Origin of the sequence: Herbaspirillum autotrophicum, assembly GCF_001189915.1 — a bacterium.
In the GTDB taxonomy this organism is placed as follows: domain Bacteria; phylum Pseudomonadota; class Gammaproteobacteria; order Burkholderiales; family Burkholderiaceae_D; genus Herbaspirillum; species Herbaspirillum autotrophicum.
Window position 1 is genome coordinate 91,065 of the sequence record NZ_LFLS01000022.1, and the last position, 17,557, is coordinate 108,621.

At 56.4% G+C, this 17,557-nt stretch carries 14 protein-coding genes; 10 read left to right on the top strand and 4 right to left on the bottom strand.

Going from position 1 to position 17,557, the window contains the following annotated elements; translation table 11 throughout:
* Positions 1-42: 42 nt before the first annotated feature.
* The 4 genes from metH to AKL27_RS17295 all read left to right on the top strand — a co-directional run bounded on the left by metH (position 43) and on the right by AKL27_RS17295 (position 6,354).
* Complete coding sequence (gene metH, locus AKL27_RS17280) at positions 43-3,786, top strand: methionine synthase (RefSeq protein WP_050464099.1); 3,744 nt, start codon at positions 43-45, stop codon at positions 3,784-3,786.
* Positions 3,787-3,869: 83 nt separating this feature from the next.
* Complete coding sequence (locus tag AKL27_RS17285) at positions 3,870-4,094, top strand: hypothetical protein (RefSeq protein WP_232311017.1); 225 nt, start codon at positions 3,870-3,872, stop codon at positions 4,092-4,094.
* 310 nt (positions 4,095-4,404) lie between these two features.
* Complete coding sequence (locus AKL27_RS17290) at positions 4,405-5,583, top strand: MFS transporter (protein WP_083439121.1); 1,179 nt, start codon at positions 4,405-4,407, stop codon at positions 5,581-5,583.
* Positions 5,584-5,673: 90 nt separating this feature from the next.
* Complete coding sequence (locus AKL27_RS17295; RefSeq protein WP_050464102.1) at positions 5,674-6,354, top strand: MarC family protein; 681 nt, start codon at positions 5,674-5,676, stop codon at positions 6,352-6,354.
* Positions 6,355-6,359: 5 nt separating this feature from the next.
* Here the strand turns inward: AKL27_RS17295 and AKL27_RS17300 are convergent, their stop codons facing one another.
* From AKL27_RS17300 to AKL27_RS17315, 4 genes are all read right to left on the bottom strand, one after another.
* Positions 6,360-7,001: an LON peptidase substrate-binding domain-containing protein gene (locus tag AKL27_RS17300; RefSeq protein ID WP_050464103.1), complete on the bottom strand. Its 642-nt coding sequence runs from the start codon at positions 6,999-7,001 to the stop codon at positions 6,360-6,362.
* A gap of 35 nt (positions 7,002-7,036) precedes the next feature.
* Positions 7,037-8,572 (bottom strand): SpoVR family protein, encoded by a 1,536-nt coding sequence (locus AKL27_RS17305; protein WP_050464104.1) that lies wholly within the window; start codon positions 8,570-8,572, stop codon positions 7,037-7,039.
* Positions 8,569-9,834 (bottom strand): YeaH/YhbH family protein, encoded by a 1,266-nt coding sequence (locus AKL27_RS17310; protein WP_050464105.1) that lies wholly within the window; start codon positions 9,832-9,834, stop codon positions 8,569-8,571. Before AKL27_RS17310 ends, AKL27_RS17305 begins: the two co-directional genes overlap by 4 nt.
* Positions 9,835-9,915: 81 nt before the next feature.
* Positions 9,916-11,838: a PrkA family serine protein kinase gene (locus tag AKL27_RS17315; protein WP_050464106.1), complete on the bottom strand. Its 1,923-nt coding sequence runs from the start codon at positions 11,836-11,838 to the stop codon at positions 9,916-9,918.
* Positions 11,839-12,540: 702 nt separating this feature from the next.
* Between AKL27_RS17315 and rpmH the strand changes: the two genes are divergently transcribed.
* The 6 genes from rpmH to AKL27_RS17345 all read left to right on the top strand — a co-directional run bounded on the left by rpmH (position 12,541) and on the right by AKL27_RS17345 (position 17,480).
* On the top strand, positions 12,541-12,675 hold the full coding sequence (gene rpmH, locus AKL27_RS17325) for a 50S ribosomal protein L34 (RefSeq protein WP_039784652.1): 135 nt from the start codon (positions 12,541-12,543) through the stop codon (positions 12,673-12,675).
* 25 nt (positions 12,676-12,700) lie between these two features.
* Entirely contained in the window at positions 12,701-13,093 is a 393-nt protein-coding gene (gene rnpA / locus AKL27_RS17330; protein ID WP_232311018.1) for a ribonuclease P protein component, read from the top strand.
* 3 nt (positions 13,094-13,096) lie between these two features.
* The gene (gene yidD, locus AKL27_RS27250; protein WP_083439120.1) at positions 13,097-13,360 is read left to right on the top strand and encodes a membrane protein insertion efficiency factor YidD; all 264 of its coding nucleotides are present in this window, start codon (positions 13,097-13,099) and stop codon (positions 13,358-13,360) included.
* 19 nt (positions 13,361-13,379) lie between these two features.
* On the top strand, positions 13,380-15,023 hold the full coding sequence (yidC, locus tag AKL27_RS17335) for a membrane protein insertase YidC (RefSeq protein ID WP_050464109.1): 1,644 nt from the start codon (positions 13,380-13,382) through the stop codon (positions 15,021-15,023).
* Positions 15,024-15,122: 99 nt separating this feature from the next.
* Positions 15,123-16,529: a tRNA uridine-5-carboxymethylaminomethyl(34) synthesis GTPase MnmE gene (gene mnmE / locus AKL27_RS17340; RefSeq protein ID WP_050464110.1), complete on the top strand. Its 1,407-nt coding sequence runs from the start codon at positions 15,123-15,125 to the stop codon at positions 16,527-16,529.
* Positions 16,530-16,883: 354 nt separating this feature from the next.
* Positions 16,884-17,480 carry a nitroreductase family protein gene (locus tag AKL27_RS17345; protein ID WP_050464117.1) on the top strand — a complete coding sequence of 199 codons (597 nt, stop codon included), beginning with the start codon at positions 16,884-16,886 and terminating at the stop codon, positions 17,478-17,480.
* Positions 17,481-17,557 lie beyond the last annotated feature (77 nt).

The window sequence follows — 17,557 nt, forward strand, 5'->3', positions numbered from 1 at the left end:
GGGTTTTTGCATTGTTTTCACCGTATTTTCAAAGAGCGCCTGATGAAGCCAAACGACTATTGCCCTGCCGAATTGCTGTTGCGCGATCTGATGTCGCAACGCATCCTGATTCTGGACGGGGCGATGGGCACCATGATTCAGCAATACAAGCTGACCGAGGAAGATTATCGTGGCGAGCGGTTTGCCGGTTTCAGCGTGCCGGGCAAGGAATTGTTCGTCAAGGGCAACAATGAATTGCTGTCGCTGACGCAGCCGCACATCATTCAGGAAATCCACGAGCAATACCTGGCGGCGGGTGCCGATCTGATCGAAACCAATACCTTTGGTGCGACCGGCGTGGCGCAGGACGACTATCACATGGCGCATCTGGTGTACGAGATGAACGTGCAGTCGGCCCGGTTGGCGCGTGCCGCGTGCGACAAGTATTCAACGCCGGACAAGCCGCGCTTTGTCGCCGGCGCGTTGGGACCGACCCCGAAGACTGCCTCGATTTCGCCGGATGTGAATGATCCCGCCGCGCGTAACGTCTCTTTCGATCAACTGGTCACCACGTATCTGGAACAGACGCGCGCGCTGGTGGAAGGCGGCGCCGATGTGCTGCTGGTCGAAACCATCTTCGATACGCTCAATTGCAAGGCCGCCCTGTTTGCGCTCGATACCTTCTTCGAAGAATCAGGCAAGCGTTTGCCGATCATGATTTCCGGTACCGTGACCGATGCCTCGGGACGGATTCTGTCCGGCCAGACCGTGCCGGCATTCTGGAATTCGATCCGTCATGCGCGGCCACTGACGGTCGGCTTGAACTGCGCGCTCGGTGCGGCGCTGATGCGTCCCTATGCCGAAGAATTGTCGAAGATCGCCGATACCTTCGTGTGTATTTATCCGAATGCGGGTTTGCCCAATCCGATGAGTGATACTGGCTTCGATGAAACGCCGGATGTTACTTCGGCCTTGCTCAAGGAATTCGCCGAAAGCGGCTTCGTCAACGTCGCCGGCGGCTGCTGCGGCACCACGCCGCCGCATATCAAGGCGATTGCCGAGACGGTCGCCAGCATTGCCCCGCGCAAGGTGCCGGAAGGGACGCATGAAATGCGGTTGTCCGGTCTGGAACCGTTCACGATCAATGATCAGTCGCTGTACGTCAACGTCGGCGAGCGGACCAACGTCACCGGCTCCAAGGCGTTTGCCCGTCTGATCCTCAACGAGCAGTACGACGAGGCACTGGCGGTGGCGCGGCAGCAGGTCGAAAACGGCGCCCAGATCATCGACATCAACATGGATGAGGCGATGCTCGATTCGGTCGCCGCCATGACGCGCTTCCTCAACCTGATCGCATCCGAACCGGATATCGCGCGGGTGCCGATCATGATCGACTCGTCCAAGTGGTCAGTGATCGAAGCCGGCCTGAAATGCGTGCAGGGAAAATCCATCGTCAACTCGATCTCGATGAAAGAGGGCGAGGAAAAATTCCTGCATGAAGCCAAGTTGTGCCGTCGCTATGGCGCGGCAGTGATCGTGATGGCGTTCGATGAAGTCGGTCAGGCCGATACCTTCGAGCGCAAGACCGAGATTTGCGAACGCGCCTATCGCTTGCTGGTCGACAAGGTCGGCTTTCCGCCCGAAGATATCATTTTCGATCCGAACATTTTCGCGGTCGCGACCGGTATCGAAGAACATAATAACTACGCGGTTGATTTCATCGAGGCGACACGCTGGATTCATCAGAATCTGCCGTATGCCAAGATCAGCGGCGGCGTCTCCAACGTCAGCTTCAGCTTCCGCGGCAATGATCCGGCGCGGGAAGCGATTCACACCGTGTTCCTGTATCACGCAATCAAAGCCGGCATGACCATGGGTATCGTCAACGCCGGCATGATCGGCGTCTATGATGATTTGCCGGTCGAGTTGAAGGAACGCGTCGAAGACGTGGTGCTCAATCGCCGCCCCGATGCCACCGAACGCATGATTGATATCGCCGCCACGCTCAAGGCCGGCGATAAAAAGGAAGAAGCCACGCTGGAATGGCGCGGCGAAACCGTGCAAAAGCGTCTGGCGCATGCACTCGTGCATGGCATCACGCAATGGATCGTGGAAGATACCGAAGAAGCGCGGCAGCAATTGCTGCGTGACGGTGGCCGTCCGATTCATGTGATTGAAGGTCCGTTGATGGACGGCATGAACATCGTCGGCGACCTGTTCGGTCAGGGCAAGATGTTTTTGCCGCAAGTGGTGAAGTCGGCGCGCGTCATGAAGCAGGCGGTGGCGCATCTGATTCCGTTCATCGAGGAAGAAAAGCGGCTGCACGAACAGGAAACCGGCATTGCCAGCAAGCCCAAGGGCAAGATCGTGATTGCCACGGTCAAGGGCGACGTGCATGACATCGGCAAAAACATCGTGTCGGTGGTGTTGCAGTGTAATAACTTCGAAGTCGTCAACATGGGCGTGATGGTGCCGTGTTCGCAAATCCTGGCCAAGGCCAAGGAAGAGAATGCCGACATCATCGGCTTGTCCGGTCTGATCACGCCGTCGCTGGAAGAAATGGCCTACGTGGCCAAGGAAATGCAGCGCGATCCGTATTTCAGCGGCCTCAAGATGCCGTTGCTGATTGGTGGCGCCACCACTTCGCGTGCGCATACCGCGGTCAAGATCGCACCGAATTACGATGGCCCGGTGGTCTATGTGCCGGATGCCTCGCGTGCGGTTGCAGTGGCGCAGTCACTGCTGACGCCGGAACAGAAAGATCAGTACGTCGCCGATATCAACGCCGATTACGTGCGTATCCGTGAACAGCACGCCAACAAGAAGGCGGTGCCGCTGGTATCGATTGCGGCCGCGCGTGACAACAAGACAGCGCTGGAATTTGCCCCGCTCAAACCGAAGTTCATCGGCCGCCGGGTGTTCAAGAATGTCGATCTGGCGACGCTGTCCAATTACATCGACTGGGGCCCGTTCTTCCAGACCTGGGATCTGGCCGGACCGTACCCGGCGATCCTGACCGATGAAGTGGTCGGCGAAGCTGCCAGCAAAGTATTTGAAGAAGCGCAGGCGCTGCTCAAGAAAATCATCGATGGCCGCTGGCTGACCGCCAATGGCATCGTATCGTTGTTGCCGGCCAATACCGTGCATGATGACGATATCGAAATCTATACCGACGACACTCGTACCAAGGTGGCACTGACGTATTACGGCGTGCGCCAGCAAACCGTCAAACCGGTGATCGATGGCGTGGCACGTCCGAATCAGTGCCTGTCCGACTTCATCGCGCCGAAGCAGTCAGGCATTGCTGACTATATCGGCATGTTTGCGGTGACCTCGGGGTTGGGGATTGAAAAATACGAGAAACGCTTTGAAGATGCGCATGACGATTATTCCTCGATCATGCTCAAGGCGTTGGCTGACCGGCTGGCCGAGGCATTTGCCGAATATCTGCATGAGCGGGTGCGCAAGGACCTGTGGGGTTATGCACCGCAGGAACAGCTCAGCAGCGCCGAACTGATCAAGGAAAAATACGTTGGAATTCGTCCGGCGGCAGGGTATCCTGCGTGCCCCGAACATACTGTCAAGAAAGAAGCGTTCGAGGTGATGCAGTGCGACGAAATCGGCATGATGGTGACCGAGTCGTATGCCATGTTCCCTGGCGCATCGGTATCGGGCTTCTATTTTGCGCATCCGGAATCAAAGTACTTCGTGGTCGGCAAGATCGGCGACGATCAGGTCAGCGACATGGCCGAACGGCGTGGTGTGCCGAAGGAAGATGTGGAGCGTTGGCTGGCCCCGAATCTGTAACACCGGAATTGCAAGACAATTGAATATCACCCTGATTTTTTTGGATTTTCACCATGATCGATATTGCCGACAATGTGACTCATATGTTGCCTGTAACAGGGCCGATGCGCCTGCGTTTTTCCGATGATGCCTGTGCTGATCTGACCCAGGATTTGCTCGGAGACTGGATCGTGACGCAAACCTGGATCGGTAAGCCACAGGCGCGTGGCGGCGGTCGCGTGACGATGGTCAGCGATCAGGATGCGGGTTTTCAGTTGCTGCAAAAAATCGCCAGGAAAAAAGAGAAAAGTGGTTATCGCCTGGTCTGATCGTGGCCGCGCAATACGGCCGGCATCTGATTTTTCCCTCTGTCGTGCGGGCCGTTTGTTATCTGCAGTTTTCCTCTGATATATCCCCCTTTCTGATCGTCATGTTGGCTCGCCTGCACCTGCAGGCGTCTCGTGTTACGCTAACCGGCGTTGTCTGAACCGTGCTTGTCATGCTCGGCGATGACCAGCAACCATACAATAATTCAATGAGACGGAGACCTCGTCAGTGACAGCTTCACTTGGTGCGCAATCGCGCGCAGAACCCGATTCCCGCTATGCCGTTATCCGCCTTCTCATCACCCTGGTATTGATGGTGGTGGGCGCCAGCGGCATGTATGTCGTGGCCGTTGTTTTGCCTGCGGTGCAAGCCGAATTCGGCATTGCGCGCGGCGAGGCCTCGATTCCTTATACGCTGACGATGATCGGCTTCGGTATCGGCGGCATGCTGATGGGCAAGCTGGCGGACCGCTTTGGCGTCATGGTGCCATTGCTGATCGGCGCCGTCAGTCTCGGTGCCGGGTTTGTGATTGCCGGACTGGCGCCGAATATTCTCACCTTCACGCTGGCACATGGTTTTCTGATCGGCTTGTGCGGCAGCTCGGCGACCTTCTCGCCGCTGATTGCCGATACCTCGTTGTGGTTTGTGCGCCGGCGTGGCATTGCGGTGGCCGTGTGCGCCAGCGGCAATTATCTGGGTGGTGCCATCTGGCCGCCGATTGTCCAGCATTTCGTGGAAACCGTCGGCTGGCGTCAGACCTATATTGGTCTGGGGATGTGCGGATTTCTGGTCATGGGTGGTCTGGCATTGCTGATGCGCCAGCGGCCGCCGGCCGTCACGGCGCATGTCAGCAATGGCAAGGTGCAAGCGTCACGGCTGCCATTCGGCCTGTCGTTGACCAAGGCGCAACTGTTGCTGTGTGTGGCCGGCGTCGCCTGCTGTGTGGCGATGGCCATGCCGCAGGTGCATATCGTTGCCTATTGCGGTGATCTCGGTTATGGCGCCGCGCGCGGGGCGCAGATGCTGTCGCTGATGCTGGCTTGCGGGATCGTCAGCCGGCTGGTTTCCGGTGTCATTTGCGACCGTATCGGCGGTTTGCGGACCTTGTTGCTGGGTTCGGTATTGCAAGGCGTGGCCTTGTTGTTGTTTTTACCGTTTGATGGTCTGGTATCGCTGTATGTGATTTCCGCACTGTTCGGCCTGTTTCAGGGCGGTATCGTGCCGTCCTATGCGATTATCGTGCGCGAGCATTTTCCCGCCGCCGAAGCCGGCAGCCGGGTTGGCTCGGTCATCATGTGCACCATGCTGGGCATGGCGCTCGGTGGCTGGATGTCGGGCAAGGTATTCGACATGACCGGCTCTTATCACGCGGCCTTCATCAACGGAATTTTGTGGAACTTGCTCAACTTTGCCATCGTGATTTTCTTGCTGCGGCGCTCGGCGCGCAAGGAAAACGCCCCGGAATCACCGGAAAAAGCGATTGCTGTTTGATTTGAGGGCGCGAGTGGATTACGCTACGGCTGAGTCCGGTAGCATCTGCAGCTGATCCGGCCGATTCCTCACGCGCCGGATAGCTGACAAATGCTGATTATTTTCCTCAAAGCGGTACTGCTGATCCCGATCACCTTGTTGCCCATCCTGAATCCGCTGGGAATCGCACCGGTATTTGCCAATTTGCTCGGCAATGTCAGTCGTCAGGTGGAAAATCGGGTAGCACGCCAGGTGGCCATCAATTGCTGGTTCATGCTGGTCGGTGCGATCTTCATCGGCTCCCATGTGCTGGCGTTCTTCGGCATTTCATTGCCGATTGTGCGGGTTGGCGGCGGCATTCTGGTGGCGATTTCCGGCTGGCGTCTGCTCAGTGACTCGGGGCAGGACGCATCGATCCCGACCCAGGTCGCCAAATCCTATGACGAGTTATCCGACGACGAATTCAAGGCCCGCAGTTTTTATCCGATCAGTTTCCCCTTGACGGTGGGGCCGGGCGCGATTGCCGCCTCCATCACGCTCGGTGCAAATACGCCGGCACGGCTGGTGGATTGGGTCATGTCGATTGGCAGTGCGGCGCTGGGATCGGCGCTGACCGCGTTTGCGATTTACCTGTCGTATCGGTCGGCCAATAAATTCGTGGCCTTGCTGGGCCGGCTCGGGGCCATGGTGGTGCTGCGGCTGTCGGCCTTCATTTTGTTGTGCATCGGGATCCAGATTTTCTGGTCGGGCCTGACTGCATTGCTGGCGGAAAGCGGTATGTTGGCGACCTGAACGGATCAAATCAGATTGCGCTGTTCCAGCATGTCTTGAATCAGCTCCAGTCGCAGTACCGGATTGTCGAGTGCCAGCAAATCCTGTTTTTGCCGGATGGCCATCGGCAGCAACTCGCTCCAGCGGTTGGCGACCCAGCCGCAATCATTGAGGCGATAGGGCGCGGCAATCGGAATTTCGCTGTCCGGAATATCCTGATTGCGCAAGGTCGACAGCAGATTCGCCAGTGCATTGACGGTATTTTGCAGTTCGTCCGGCACCGCTACCGACAGATCGTCGGCCAGCGTTGCCACGCTGGCCATCCACAGACCGTGTTTCATTTGCTCGCTGGAGACAATGCGAAAGCGGCTGGCGCCGCTGCAGGCTACTTTCAGCAAGCCATTGATCGGCGCTGACCATTCATTGATGTTGGCAAGGGTGCCGACCGCGGCGAAGGTTTCGGTATGACCCGGCTTGCGCACTTCACTGCCGGCGGTCAAGGCGACCACCCCGAACATGCTGCCGTTATCGATGCAGCGCTGGATCATGTCGAGATAGCGTACTTCGAAAATCTGCAACGGCAGACTGCCATCCGGAAACAGCACGGTACCGAGCGGAAACAGCGGTATCGACAGCAAGTCGGAAACGGGCCCGGTCAGGGATGGCATGTGCAGGTACTCCTCAGGTCAGCGGCAGATCGGGATTACGAACGCAGCACGTAGCGGTTCTCGCTGATGCATTCGTAACGCTGCACAATATAGCCGTTGTCATCCACACTTTCCAGATAAACGTCGAACTGCCACAGGCGCGCCATGTGCCGCAACACCTCGTTGGTACTGTCGCCGAGCGAGCGGCCGTCGCTGCGGAAATGGCGCAGCGTCAGGCTGCGATTGCCACGGGTATTGACCGACCACACCTGAATATTCGGTTCGCGGTGATTGATATCGTATTGCCGCGACAGCGCCTGACGTACGTATTGATAACCGCTGTCGTTATGGATTGCGGACACTTCCAGTTCGCTGCGGCTTTCATCATCGAGAACAGCAAACATGCGCATGTCGCGCATCATTTTCGGCGACAGATATTGCGCCACGAAGCTTTCGTCCTTGAAGTTGCGCATCACGTATTGCATAGTGTCCAGCCAGTTGCTGCCGGCCATGTCGGGGAACCAGGCGCGATCTTCATCGGTCGGGTGTTCGCAGATGCGACGAATGTCGCTCATCATCGAAAAACCGAGGGCGTAAGGATTGATGCCGTTGTAATACGGTTTGCTGATCGGCGGCTGGAACACCACATTGCTGTGCGAGTGCAGGAACTGCATCATGAAGCCATCAGTGAGCTTGCCTTGATCGTACAGCGTATTGAGCAGCGTGTAGTGCCAGAAGGTAGCCCAGCCTTCATTCATCACCTGGGTTTGCCGCTGCGGATAAAAATACTGGCCGATCTTGCGCACGATACGAATCACTTCGCGCTCCCACGGCTCCAGCAGCGGGGCATTCTTTTCAGCGAAATAAAGCAGATTTTCCTGCGGTTCGGGCGGATAGCGTTCCTCGCTCTGGGTGGCCGCAGTTTCTTTTTTCGCCGGCAGCGTGCGCCACAACTCATTGATTTGCGACTGCATGTATTGCTCGCGCTCGTGGGCCTTGGCCTGCTCCTGCGCCAGCGATTTGCGTTGCGGCCGTTTATAGCGATCAACGCCGTAGCTCATCAGGGCATGGCAGGAATCGAGCAATTCTTCAACACGGTCAAAGCCGTGACGTTCTTCACATTCGGCAATGTAACTCTTGGCATACACCAGGTAGTCGACAATGGCGCTGGCGTCAGTCCACAACTGGAACAGGTAATTGCCCTTGAAAAACGAATTGTGACCATAGGCGGCATGGGCGATCACCAGCGCCTGCATGGTCATCGTGTTTTCTTCCATCAGATACGCGATGCAGGGATTGGAGTTGATCACGATTTCGTAAGCCAGTCCCATCTGACCGCGTTTGTAATCGCGCTCGGTGGCCAGAAAATGTTTGCCGAACGACCAGTGCCGGTAATTCACCGGCATGCCGGAAGAGGCGTAGGCATCCATCATTTGTTCGGCGGTAATGATTTCCAGCTGAATCGGATAAATATCCAGCTGGTAGCCTTCCGCCACGCGGGCGATTTCGGTGTTGTAGCGTTCGATCAGCTCGAAGCTCCAGTCCGACGGGCAGGGCAGCGGATCATGTCGGATGTTCATGCGGGTATTCATGTGTTCACCTGTTTCTCAAACAATTCCCGGAATACAGGATAGATTTCGGCCGCCGACTGCACCTTCTTCATCGCGAAGTGCGGATGGCCTGATAACAGCTGAGCGTATTCCGTCCACAGATTCTGCTCCGGCTCGGCCACCTGGATGTAGGCGAAATAGCGCGACAGCGGCAAGATGCTCTGTTCCAGAATGGCGCGGCATTTGGGCGAGTCGTCATTCCAGTTGTCACCATCCGAAGCCTGGGCGCCGTAGATATTCCATTCGTTGGAGGGATAACGTTCTTCGATGATCTTCTGCATCAGTTCCAGCGCGCTGGAAACCACCGTGCCGCCGCTTTCCTGTGAGTGGAAAAAAGTTTCTTCATCGACTTCATCCGCCCGTGTGTGGTGGCGGATGAAAACCACTTCAATATGTTCGTAGTTGCGGGTCAGGAACAGATAGAGCAGGATGAAAAAGCGCTTCGACAAATCCTTGCGTTGCTCATCCATCGACCCTGATACGTCCATCACGCAAAACATCACGGCACGGCTCGATGGTTGCGGCTGCCGGATGCGGTTGACGTAGCGCAGGTCAAACGGATCAATGAATGGAATGCGCCAGATGCGGCCTTTGAGATGATGAATCTCATCTTCCAGTTCGCGGATTTCCCGCAGCCGCTCATTCGGATCGCGATTCAGTTCGATCAGTTCCGCTTCCAGTTCCCGCAGCCTGGCCACCAGCGGCGAGCCGAGTGCGATACGGCGTCCCAGCGAACTGCGCAGCGAACGCACGATATCGATATTGTTGGGAGAACCATCGACCGAATAGCCGGCGCGCATGTTCTTCCAGTTGGGAATGCTCATCAGATTGGTTTGAATCAGACGCGGCAATTCCAGATCTTCGAAGAAGTACTGCATGAATTCTTCGCGCGTGAGCTGAAACACGAAATCGTCGGTGCCTTCGCCGTCATTGCTGGCGCTGCTGCCACCGCCGCCGGAGCCGCCGCTGTTGCGCGGGATGCGGTCGCCTTGCAGATAATCTTCATTGCCGGGATGGACCGCCTCGCGCCGGCCGCCGCGGCCATGATGAAATGCCGGCTCCGAAATATCCTTGCGCGGAATGCTGATGCTCTTGGCGTTTTCGATTTCCTTGATGCTGCGGTCGCGTACCGCCTCGGTAACGGAACGACGGATATCGCTGCGGAAGCGCCGCAAGAAGCGCTCCCGATTGGCGATGCTTTTATTTTTGCCAGCCAGCCTACGGTCGATTATCTGATGCAGCACAGTCCGTTCTCCTGCTGGTGATACGCCGGGAGGGCTGCCTGTGAGGCGTTGTTATTGGCAGCCCGTTCAGTCGTACCGGTCTCAAGAAGACTTGCGTACGCGCAAATACCATTCGCACAGCAGGCGTACCTGCTTCGGCGTATAGCCTTTACTCACCATGCGATTGACGAAGTCCTCGTGTTTTTGCATCTCCTCGGTGGAACCCTTGGCATTGAAGGAAATGACCGGCAACAGATCCTCGGTATTCGAGAACATCTTCTTCTCGATCACCACGCGCAATTTTTCGTAGCTGGTCCACAACGGATTCTTGCCGCCGTTGTTGACGCGTGCGCGCAGCACAAAATTGACGATCTCGTTGCGGAAGTCCTTGGGGTTGCTGATGCCGGCCGGCTTTTCGATCTTTTCCAGTTCGGCATTCAGGGCGGCCCGGTCAAAGCTCTCGCCGGTGTCGTGGTCGCGGAATTCCTGATCCTGTATCCAGAAATCGGCATACGTGACATAACGGTCGAATACGTTTTGCCCGTATTCCGAATACGACTCCAGATACGCGGTCTGGATTTCCTTGCCGATGAATTCGGCGTAACGGGTGGCCAGCGTATCCTTGACGAACGACAGATATTTTTGTTCTTGTTCGGGTGGGAATTGCTCGCGCTCGATCTGCTGTTCCAGTACATACATCAGATGGACCGGGTTGGCGGCCAGTTCGGTCGAGTCGAAGTTGAATACGCGCGACAGTATCTTGAATGCGAAGCGGGTCGAAATGCCCGTCATGCCTTCATCGACGCCGGCATAGTCGCGGTATTCCTGATACGACTTGGCCTTGGGATCGGTGTCTTTGAGGTTTTCGCCGTCATACACCTGCATCTTGGAAATCAGGCTGGAGTTTTCGGGTTCGCCGAGGCGGGTCAGTACTGAGAACTGGGCCATCATCTTCAAGGTACCCGGAGCGCAAGTGGCCTTGGTCAGCGAGGAGGAGCGGATCAGCTTTTCGTAAATCTTGATCTCTTCCGATACGCGCAGGCAATACGGCACCTTGACGATATAGATCCGGTCCAGCAGCGCTTCATTGTTCTTGTTGTTGCGGAAGGCTTTCCATTCCGATTCGTTGGAGTGGGCCAGGATGACGCCGTCGAACGGAATCGCGCCGAACCCTTCGGTGCCTTTGAAATTGCCTTCCTGCGTTGCGGTCAGCAGCGGATGCAAGACCTTGATCGGGGCCTTGAACATTTCGACAAATTCCAGCAAGCCCTGATTCGACAGGCACAGGCCGCCGGAGTAGCTATAGGCATCGGCGTCGTCCTGCGAGTATTGTTCCAGCTTGCGGATATCGACCTTGCCGACCAGGGTCGAAATATCCTGATTGTTTTCGTCGCCCGGCTCGGTCTTGGAAATGGCGATTTGCCGCAAGATCGACGGATAACGTTTGACGACGCGGAACTGGCGGATATCGCCGTTGAATTCATGCAGCCGCTTGACGGCCCACGGACTCAGTATCGATTTCAGGAAGCGGCGCGGAATACCGAATTGCTCTTCGAGTATCTGTCCGTCTTCTTCATAATCGAACAAACCGAGTGGCGATTCATTGACCGGCGAACCTTTGATGGAATAGAACGGCACGCGCTCCATCAATTGTTTGAGGCGTTCGGCAATCGATGATTTACCGCCGCCGACCGGACCGAGCAGATACAGGATCTGTTTCTTTTCTTCCAGGCCTTGTGCGGCATGGCGGAAATAAGCGACCACTTGTTCGATCACTTCTTCGGCGCCGTAGAATTCCTTGAAGGCGGGATAAACCTTGATGACTTTATTGGCAAACAGGCGGGACAGTCGCGGATCTTCCCGGGTATCGAGTTTCTCCGGTTCCCCGATCGCCATCAGCATGCGTTCTGCCGCCGATGCATAGACGGCGGGATCGTTCTTGCAAAGCTCCAGATACTCTTCAAGCGAAAATTCTTCTTCTCTGGTTTTGTCGAAGCGACTCGCAAAGCTGCTGTAGATATCCATATCACCTCCGTAACTTCAATAAGACGACCAATTGAATACGTGCGTTTCGGGACTACCAACTGCGTTTCCATCAAGCATACGCCGATGAATCAAATTTTGCTGAACCGTGAAAATTTTTTCTTTCAAAAATCTGCTGTGAAAAATCGTTGCAATCACGCTTGATTTTGCACGCGAAAGCCGGATCCGGCAGGTTCCTGATGATGTGCTTTCAATGCGCGAATGCAGTGCTCGGTTGACGTCCGGTCTGATTGTTGATGACGCCGCTTGACATTGATCAATGCAAAATTGTTGTTGTGAGGTAAGTATTGATCTGCGCATTTGCTGTGACCCATTTGCAACGCCGGCAACGCGGTATCGGCATTTATTTAGTTGTTGCATTGATATTTATTTCGGGCAATATCTCGAATGAAGCGGGCCCGAAGGCAGGCGGCCAGATCGGATCGGACGGGGTAGTCCGGCAGGCTCCGGGCAAGATAAGTCATTGACAAGCAAGTGAAAAATGCAGTCTAATTCAGGGTTCACCATCCGTTGAATTGCGCGAGCGCTGCAACCTGGGGGCTTCGGCTCCTGAAAACGTCTTGAAGTAAGACGTCGCATGAGAGCAAAGCACATACAGCCAAGGCATGCAGCCGCGGCGATATCAGGCGCGGGCAACGGAGTTTCGGTGGTTCCGATTTATTTTTGCTGATTAGCGAGTCCATAATGAAACGTACTTACCAACCTTCCGTCGTGCGTCGTAAGCGTACTCACGGTTTCCGCGCACGCATGGCAACCCGTGGCGGTCGCGCCGTGATCAATGCGCGCCGCGCCAAGGGCCGCAAGCGTCTGGCAGCTTGATCCATACCAGTGCGCTGCTGTTTGCGTGACAGGCGATCATTCACATCTCTACTCACGCGATCAGAGAATCGTTAAAACGGATGAGTTTTCATCCGTTTTTCGTTTGCGACCGGTGTTTCGTACTGCGCATTTTGTGCTGTACGCGCGTCACAACGAATTAGCGTGCGCCCGTCTGGGGGTAGTTGCAGCCAAGCGCATGGCGCCGCGTGCGGTTACTCGCAATACGATCAAGCGTGTCACGCGGGAATTGTTCCGGCAGGCGGCTTTGCCGCAGGTCGACTGTATCGTGCGCTTGTCGAGGCCCGTCAACAGCAAGAGCGGACCTGCAACGACCGCCAAGTTGAAAGCGGAATTACGCGAGGAACTGACTCAGTTGTTCGCATTTTTGCTGAACGCGACAGCGTTTGCCAGGAAATAAGTGATGAAAACGCCTTTACTCCTGCTGTTACGCGCCTACAAGCTGGGAGTCAGCCCGTTTCTCGGGCAGAACTGCCGTTTCTATCCAAGCTGTTCGGATTACGCCGCCGAGGCAATCCGTTCGCACGGCGCATGGAAAGGCAGTTTGCTGGCCGGCAAGCGGCTGTGCAAATGTCATCCCTGGCATCCTGGCGGACTCGACCTCGTTCCTGCTCCTCCGGCTTCTCCATCTTCCTCTGTAACCGCTGACGGTTGCAGCCACTCCTGAATTATTGGTCAATACTCTTATGGATATCAAACGTACCGTCCTGTGGGTTGTGTTCTCCTTCTCCCTGCTTCTGCTGTGGGATGGCTGGAACCGTCATAACGGCAACCCGTCCATGTTTTTTCCGACGGCGACTCCGGTCCAGCCCGCGGCTGCGGCAGCAGGCAGTGCGCCAGCGACGACGGCGGTGCCGCAGGTTGCCGGTGCTGCACCTTCGGCCACTGAAGTTGCAGGCGCGCCAGTCGCCAAAGGCGAGACGATCACCATCACCACCGATGTGGTCAAGGCTGATATCGATACCGTCGGCGGTGAGCTCAAGCGTCTGGAATTGCTCAAGCATCGCGACACTGTCGACCCGACCAAGAATCTGGTGTTGTTCGATTCCGGCTCCGGCCATACCTATCTGGCTGAATCCGGTCTGATCGGTGGTCCGTTCCCGAACCACAAGTCGATTTTCACTGCCAGGCCGGGCGCCCGTGCGCTGGACAACGGCAATGACGTGCAACTGGTGCTGGAGTCGCAGGAAAACGGCGTCAAGCTGACCAAGACCTACACCTTCAAGCGCAGCGACTATGTGATCGACCTCAAGCATACGATCACCAACGACAGCGCAGCACCGATTGCGCCATCGCTGTACCTGCAATTGCTGCGCGACGGCAGCAAGCCGGGCGGCGAATCGCATTTCTACAGCACCTTCACCGGTCCTGCGGTGTATACCGATGCTGAAAAATTCCAGAAACTGACCTTCGAGAAGATCGAAGAAGGCAAGGAACAGCACGCGAACAAGGCCGACAACGGCTGGATCGCACTGGTGCAGCATTATTTCGTGTCGGCATTCATTCCGCCGGCCAGCGCTCCGCGTGACATCTTCACCAAGAAGGTCGCGACCAATCTGTACGCAGTCGGCACCATCCTGCCGCTGGGCACGATTGCTCCCGGCGCCAGCACCACGATGGACGCCAAGCTGTACTCCGGTCCGCAAGAATCGGCAGTGCTGGAAAAGACCGCACCCGGCCTGGAACTGGTCAAGGACTATGGCTGGCTGACCATCATCGCCAAGCCGATCTTCTGGCTGATGACGCATATCCACGCACTGGTAGGCAACTGGGGCTGGACCATCATCCTGCTGACCGTGCTGATCAAGCTGGTGTTCTTCCCGCTGTCGGCCGCCAGCTATCGCAGCATGGCCAAGATGAAGGCGGTCACGCCGAAGATGCAGGCAATTCGCGAGCGTCACAAGGGCGACCCGCAAGCGATGAACAAGGAAATGATGACCTTGTACAAGACCGAAAAAATCAATCCGCTCGGTGGCTGTCTGCCGATCGTGATTCAGATTCCGGTCTTCATTTCGCTGTACTGGGTATTGCTGGCCAGCGTCGAAATGCGCAACGCACCGTGGCTGGGATGGATTCACGATCTGGCCGCACCTGATCCGTTCTACATCCTGCCGGTCATCATGGCCATCTCGATGTTCATCCAGACCAAGCTGAACCCGACGCCGCCGGACCCGGTCCAGGCCAAGGTGATGATGTTCATGCCAATCGTGTTTTCGGTCATGTTCTTCTTCTTCCCGTCCGGTCTGGTGCTGTACTGGGTAGTCAATAACGTGCTGTCGATTGCGCAGCAGTGGGTGATTACCAAAAAAATGGAGGCCGGCAAGAAGTAATTCTTTCTTGTTTGTCTCGAAAGCCCGTGGCATGATTTCCACGGGCTTTTTTTTTCGCCTGTACCCATCCGGGTCGGTTTTCATAGATTTCAGCGCAACATGACACTTGATTCATCTCCCATAGCAGCAGTTGCCACCGCTCCCGGGCGTGGCGGTATCGGCGTCGTTCGTCTTTCCGGCAAAAATCTGTGGCCGGTGATTCAGGCGGTCTGCGCCAAGGGCGAGGCGGCCCTGACGCCGCGCCATGCGACTTACCTGCCGTTTCTGCGCGATGATGGCAGCGTGATCGATCAGGGCCTGGCGATTTACTTCAAGGCGCCGCATTCCTATACCGGTGAAGACGTGCTGGAGTTGCAGGGGCACGGCGGTCCGGTGGTGATGCAAATGTTGCTGGCGCGCTGTATCGAGGCCGGCGCAGAGATCGGCTTGCGTCTGGCGGAACCCGGTGAATTTACTCAGCGTGCATTCTTGAATGACAAGCTGGATCTGGCGCAGGCAGAAGCCGTTGCCGATCTGATTGAAGCCTCCACCGAAGCGGCCGCGAAATCCGCATCGGAGTCGTTGTCCGGCGCATTTTCCAAAGTCATCCACGAGCTGGTCGAGAAAGTCACCAACTTGCGCATGCTGGTCGAAGCCACGCTGGATTTCCCGGAAGAAGAAATCGATTTCCTCGAACAGTCGAATGCCCGCGGTCAATTGGCGGCAATCCGCGCCACGCTGGATGAAGTGTTTGCCCATGCGGCGCAGGGCGCATTGTTGCGTGACGGCCTCAATGTCGTGTTGGCAGGGCAACCGAACGTCGGCAAGTCATCGCTGCTCAACGTGCTGGCCGGCGCCGACGTGGCAATCGTGACGCCGATTGCCGGCACCACGCGCGACAAGGTCACCGAGACGATTCAGATCGAGGGCATGCCGCTCAATATCATCGACACCGCCGGTATCCGCGAAGACGGCGAAGACGGCACTGGCCCCGATGAAGTTGAGCGCATCGGCATTCAGCGCACCTGGGCCGAAGTGGCCAAGGCCGATGTCATCTTGCACATGCTCGATGCCGATCGCGGTCCGACGCTGGAAGATGAAAAAATTACCAGCCGCTTTCCCGACAATGTTCCGGTGATCCGGGTCTGGAACAAGATTGATCGTTCAGGACACAAACCGGCAGTCGATCAGTTGCCCGACGCGATTCATATTTATCTGTCAGCCACCGACCGTCTCGGCATTGATTTGCTGCGTGCCGAATTGCTGCGCATTGCCGGTTGGGAGCAAACCGTGGAATCGCGCTATCTGGCGCGAGAGCGGCATTTGCTGGCGCTGAAAGCGGCGCGGGAATATCTGGACAGCGCGGCGCAACACGCCGCGATGGACGGTCAGGCCAGCGACAAGGCACTCGATCTGTTTGCGGAAGAACTGCGGCTGGCGCAGGAACGCTTGAGCAGCATCACCGGAAAATTCACGCCCGATGATTTGCTGGGCGTCATCTTCTCGCGCTTCTGTATTGGCAAATAAGCAGCAGTAAAAAGGGCGGTGAAGCATGTCAGCTTGCGGTCAGCGTCGTAACGGATGTTACAGCATGTAAAAGCGGTAGTGCGGAGCAGGAGGGGGCGGTATCTTGGGTCTCCTCCCTCTCCAATTCATCACCCCCGAGAATTGGATTTAACCCGCGAAGCGCAAGTTTCGCGGGTTTTTTTATGGCTGTCAGGATTGTCGCCGATGGCCTGCAACAAGCTGCTGTCGCTGCCGTTATTTCTGCTGCAATGTGGAAACCGGCGTCATGCCGGCAGCGATCCGGCGCGCGTCAGCAAGGCCGGAAAACTCCTGATAATATGCCGGTCTCGCTACATCAACTCATCAGGAGCAACCATGTCGCAATCGAATTTCCGCGTCGCCGAATTTCCCGTCGATCCACAATTTCTGAATCGCTGGTCGCCACGTGCGTACACCGGGGCCGATATTTCGGAAGAAACCGTGTTGAGTTTTATCGAAGCCGCCCGTTGGGCGCCTTCTTCGTATAACGCACAGCCATGGCGTTTCGTGTTTGCACGTCGCGGCACACCGCATTGGGATGCTTTGCTTGGTCTGTTGAATGAATTCAACCGCAGCTGGGCGCAGAACGCGTCGGTGCTGATCATTGTGTTGTCGAAGAAAACTTTCCTGCCGCCAGGTGCCGCAGCAGAAGTTGCCGCGCCAACCCATTCGTTCGATGCCGGTGCTGCATGGGCCTATCTGGCGTTGCAGGCAAGCCTGTCTGGCTGGCATGCACATGGCATGGCCGGCTTCGACAAGGAACTGACCCGCAGCGTGCTGGGTGTGCCGGAAAACTACGCCATCGAAGCCGCAGTAGCGGTAGGAAAGATTGGTGACAAGTCGATTTTGCCAGAAGGATTGCAAGCCAAAGAAGCCCCAAGCCCACGCGAAGCCCTCGTCAAACTGGCCTTTGAAGGTAAATTTAAAGGTTGATGTGAAAAGTACTGGAATTTCCAAATAAGTTTCTATACAATAGCGAACCTTCAGCAGGAGATACATTCTCTTGTGTG

Bases quoted from the DNA above. Each gene is read 5' to 3' on its own strand.
- metH (WP_050464099.1), top strand. From the start codon at position 43: ATGAAGCCAAACGACTATTGCCCTGCCGAATTGCTGTTGCGCGATCTG.
- AKL27_RS17285 (WP_232311017.1), top strand. From the start codon at position 3,870: ATGTTGCCTGTAACAGGGCCGATGCGCCTGCGTTTTTCCGATGATGCC.
- AKL27_RS17290 (WP_083439121.1), top strand. From the start codon at position 4,405: ATGGTGGTGGGCGCCAGCGGCATGTATGTCGTGGCCGTTGTTTTGCCT.
- AKL27_RS17295 (WP_050464102.1), top strand. From the start codon at position 5,674: ATGCTGATTATTTTCCTCAAAGCGGTACTGCTGATCCCGATCACCTTG.
- AKL27_RS17300 (WP_050464103.1), bottom strand. From the start codon at position 7,001: ATGCCATCCCTGACCGGGCCCGTTTCCGACTTGCTGTCGATACCGCTG.
- AKL27_RS17305 (WP_050464104.1), bottom strand. From the start codon at position 8,572: ATGAATACCCGCATGAACATCCGACATGATCCGCTGCCCTGCCCGTCG.
- AKL27_RS17315 (WP_050464106.1), bottom strand. From the start codon at position 11,838: ATGGATATCTACAGCAGCTTTGCGAGTCGCTTCGACAAAACCAGAGAA.
- rpmH (WP_039784652.1), top strand. From the start codon at position 12,541: ATGAAACGTACTTACCAACCTTCCGTCGTGCGTCGTAAGCGTACTCAC.
- yidD (WP_083439120.1), top strand. From the start codon at position 13,097: ATGAAAACGCCTTTACTCCTGCTGTTACGCGCCTACAAGCTGGGAGTC.
- yidC (WP_050464109.1), top strand. From the start codon at position 13,380: ATGGATATCAAACGTACCGTCCTGTGGGTTGTGTTCTCCTTCTCCCTG.
- mnmE (WP_050464110.1), top strand. From the start codon at position 15,123: ATGACACTTGATTCATCTCCCATAGCAGCAGTTGCCACCGCTCCCGGG.
- AKL27_RS17345 (WP_050464117.1), top strand. From the start codon at position 16,884: ATGTCGCAATCGAATTTCCGCGTCGCCGAATTTCCCGTCGATCCACAA.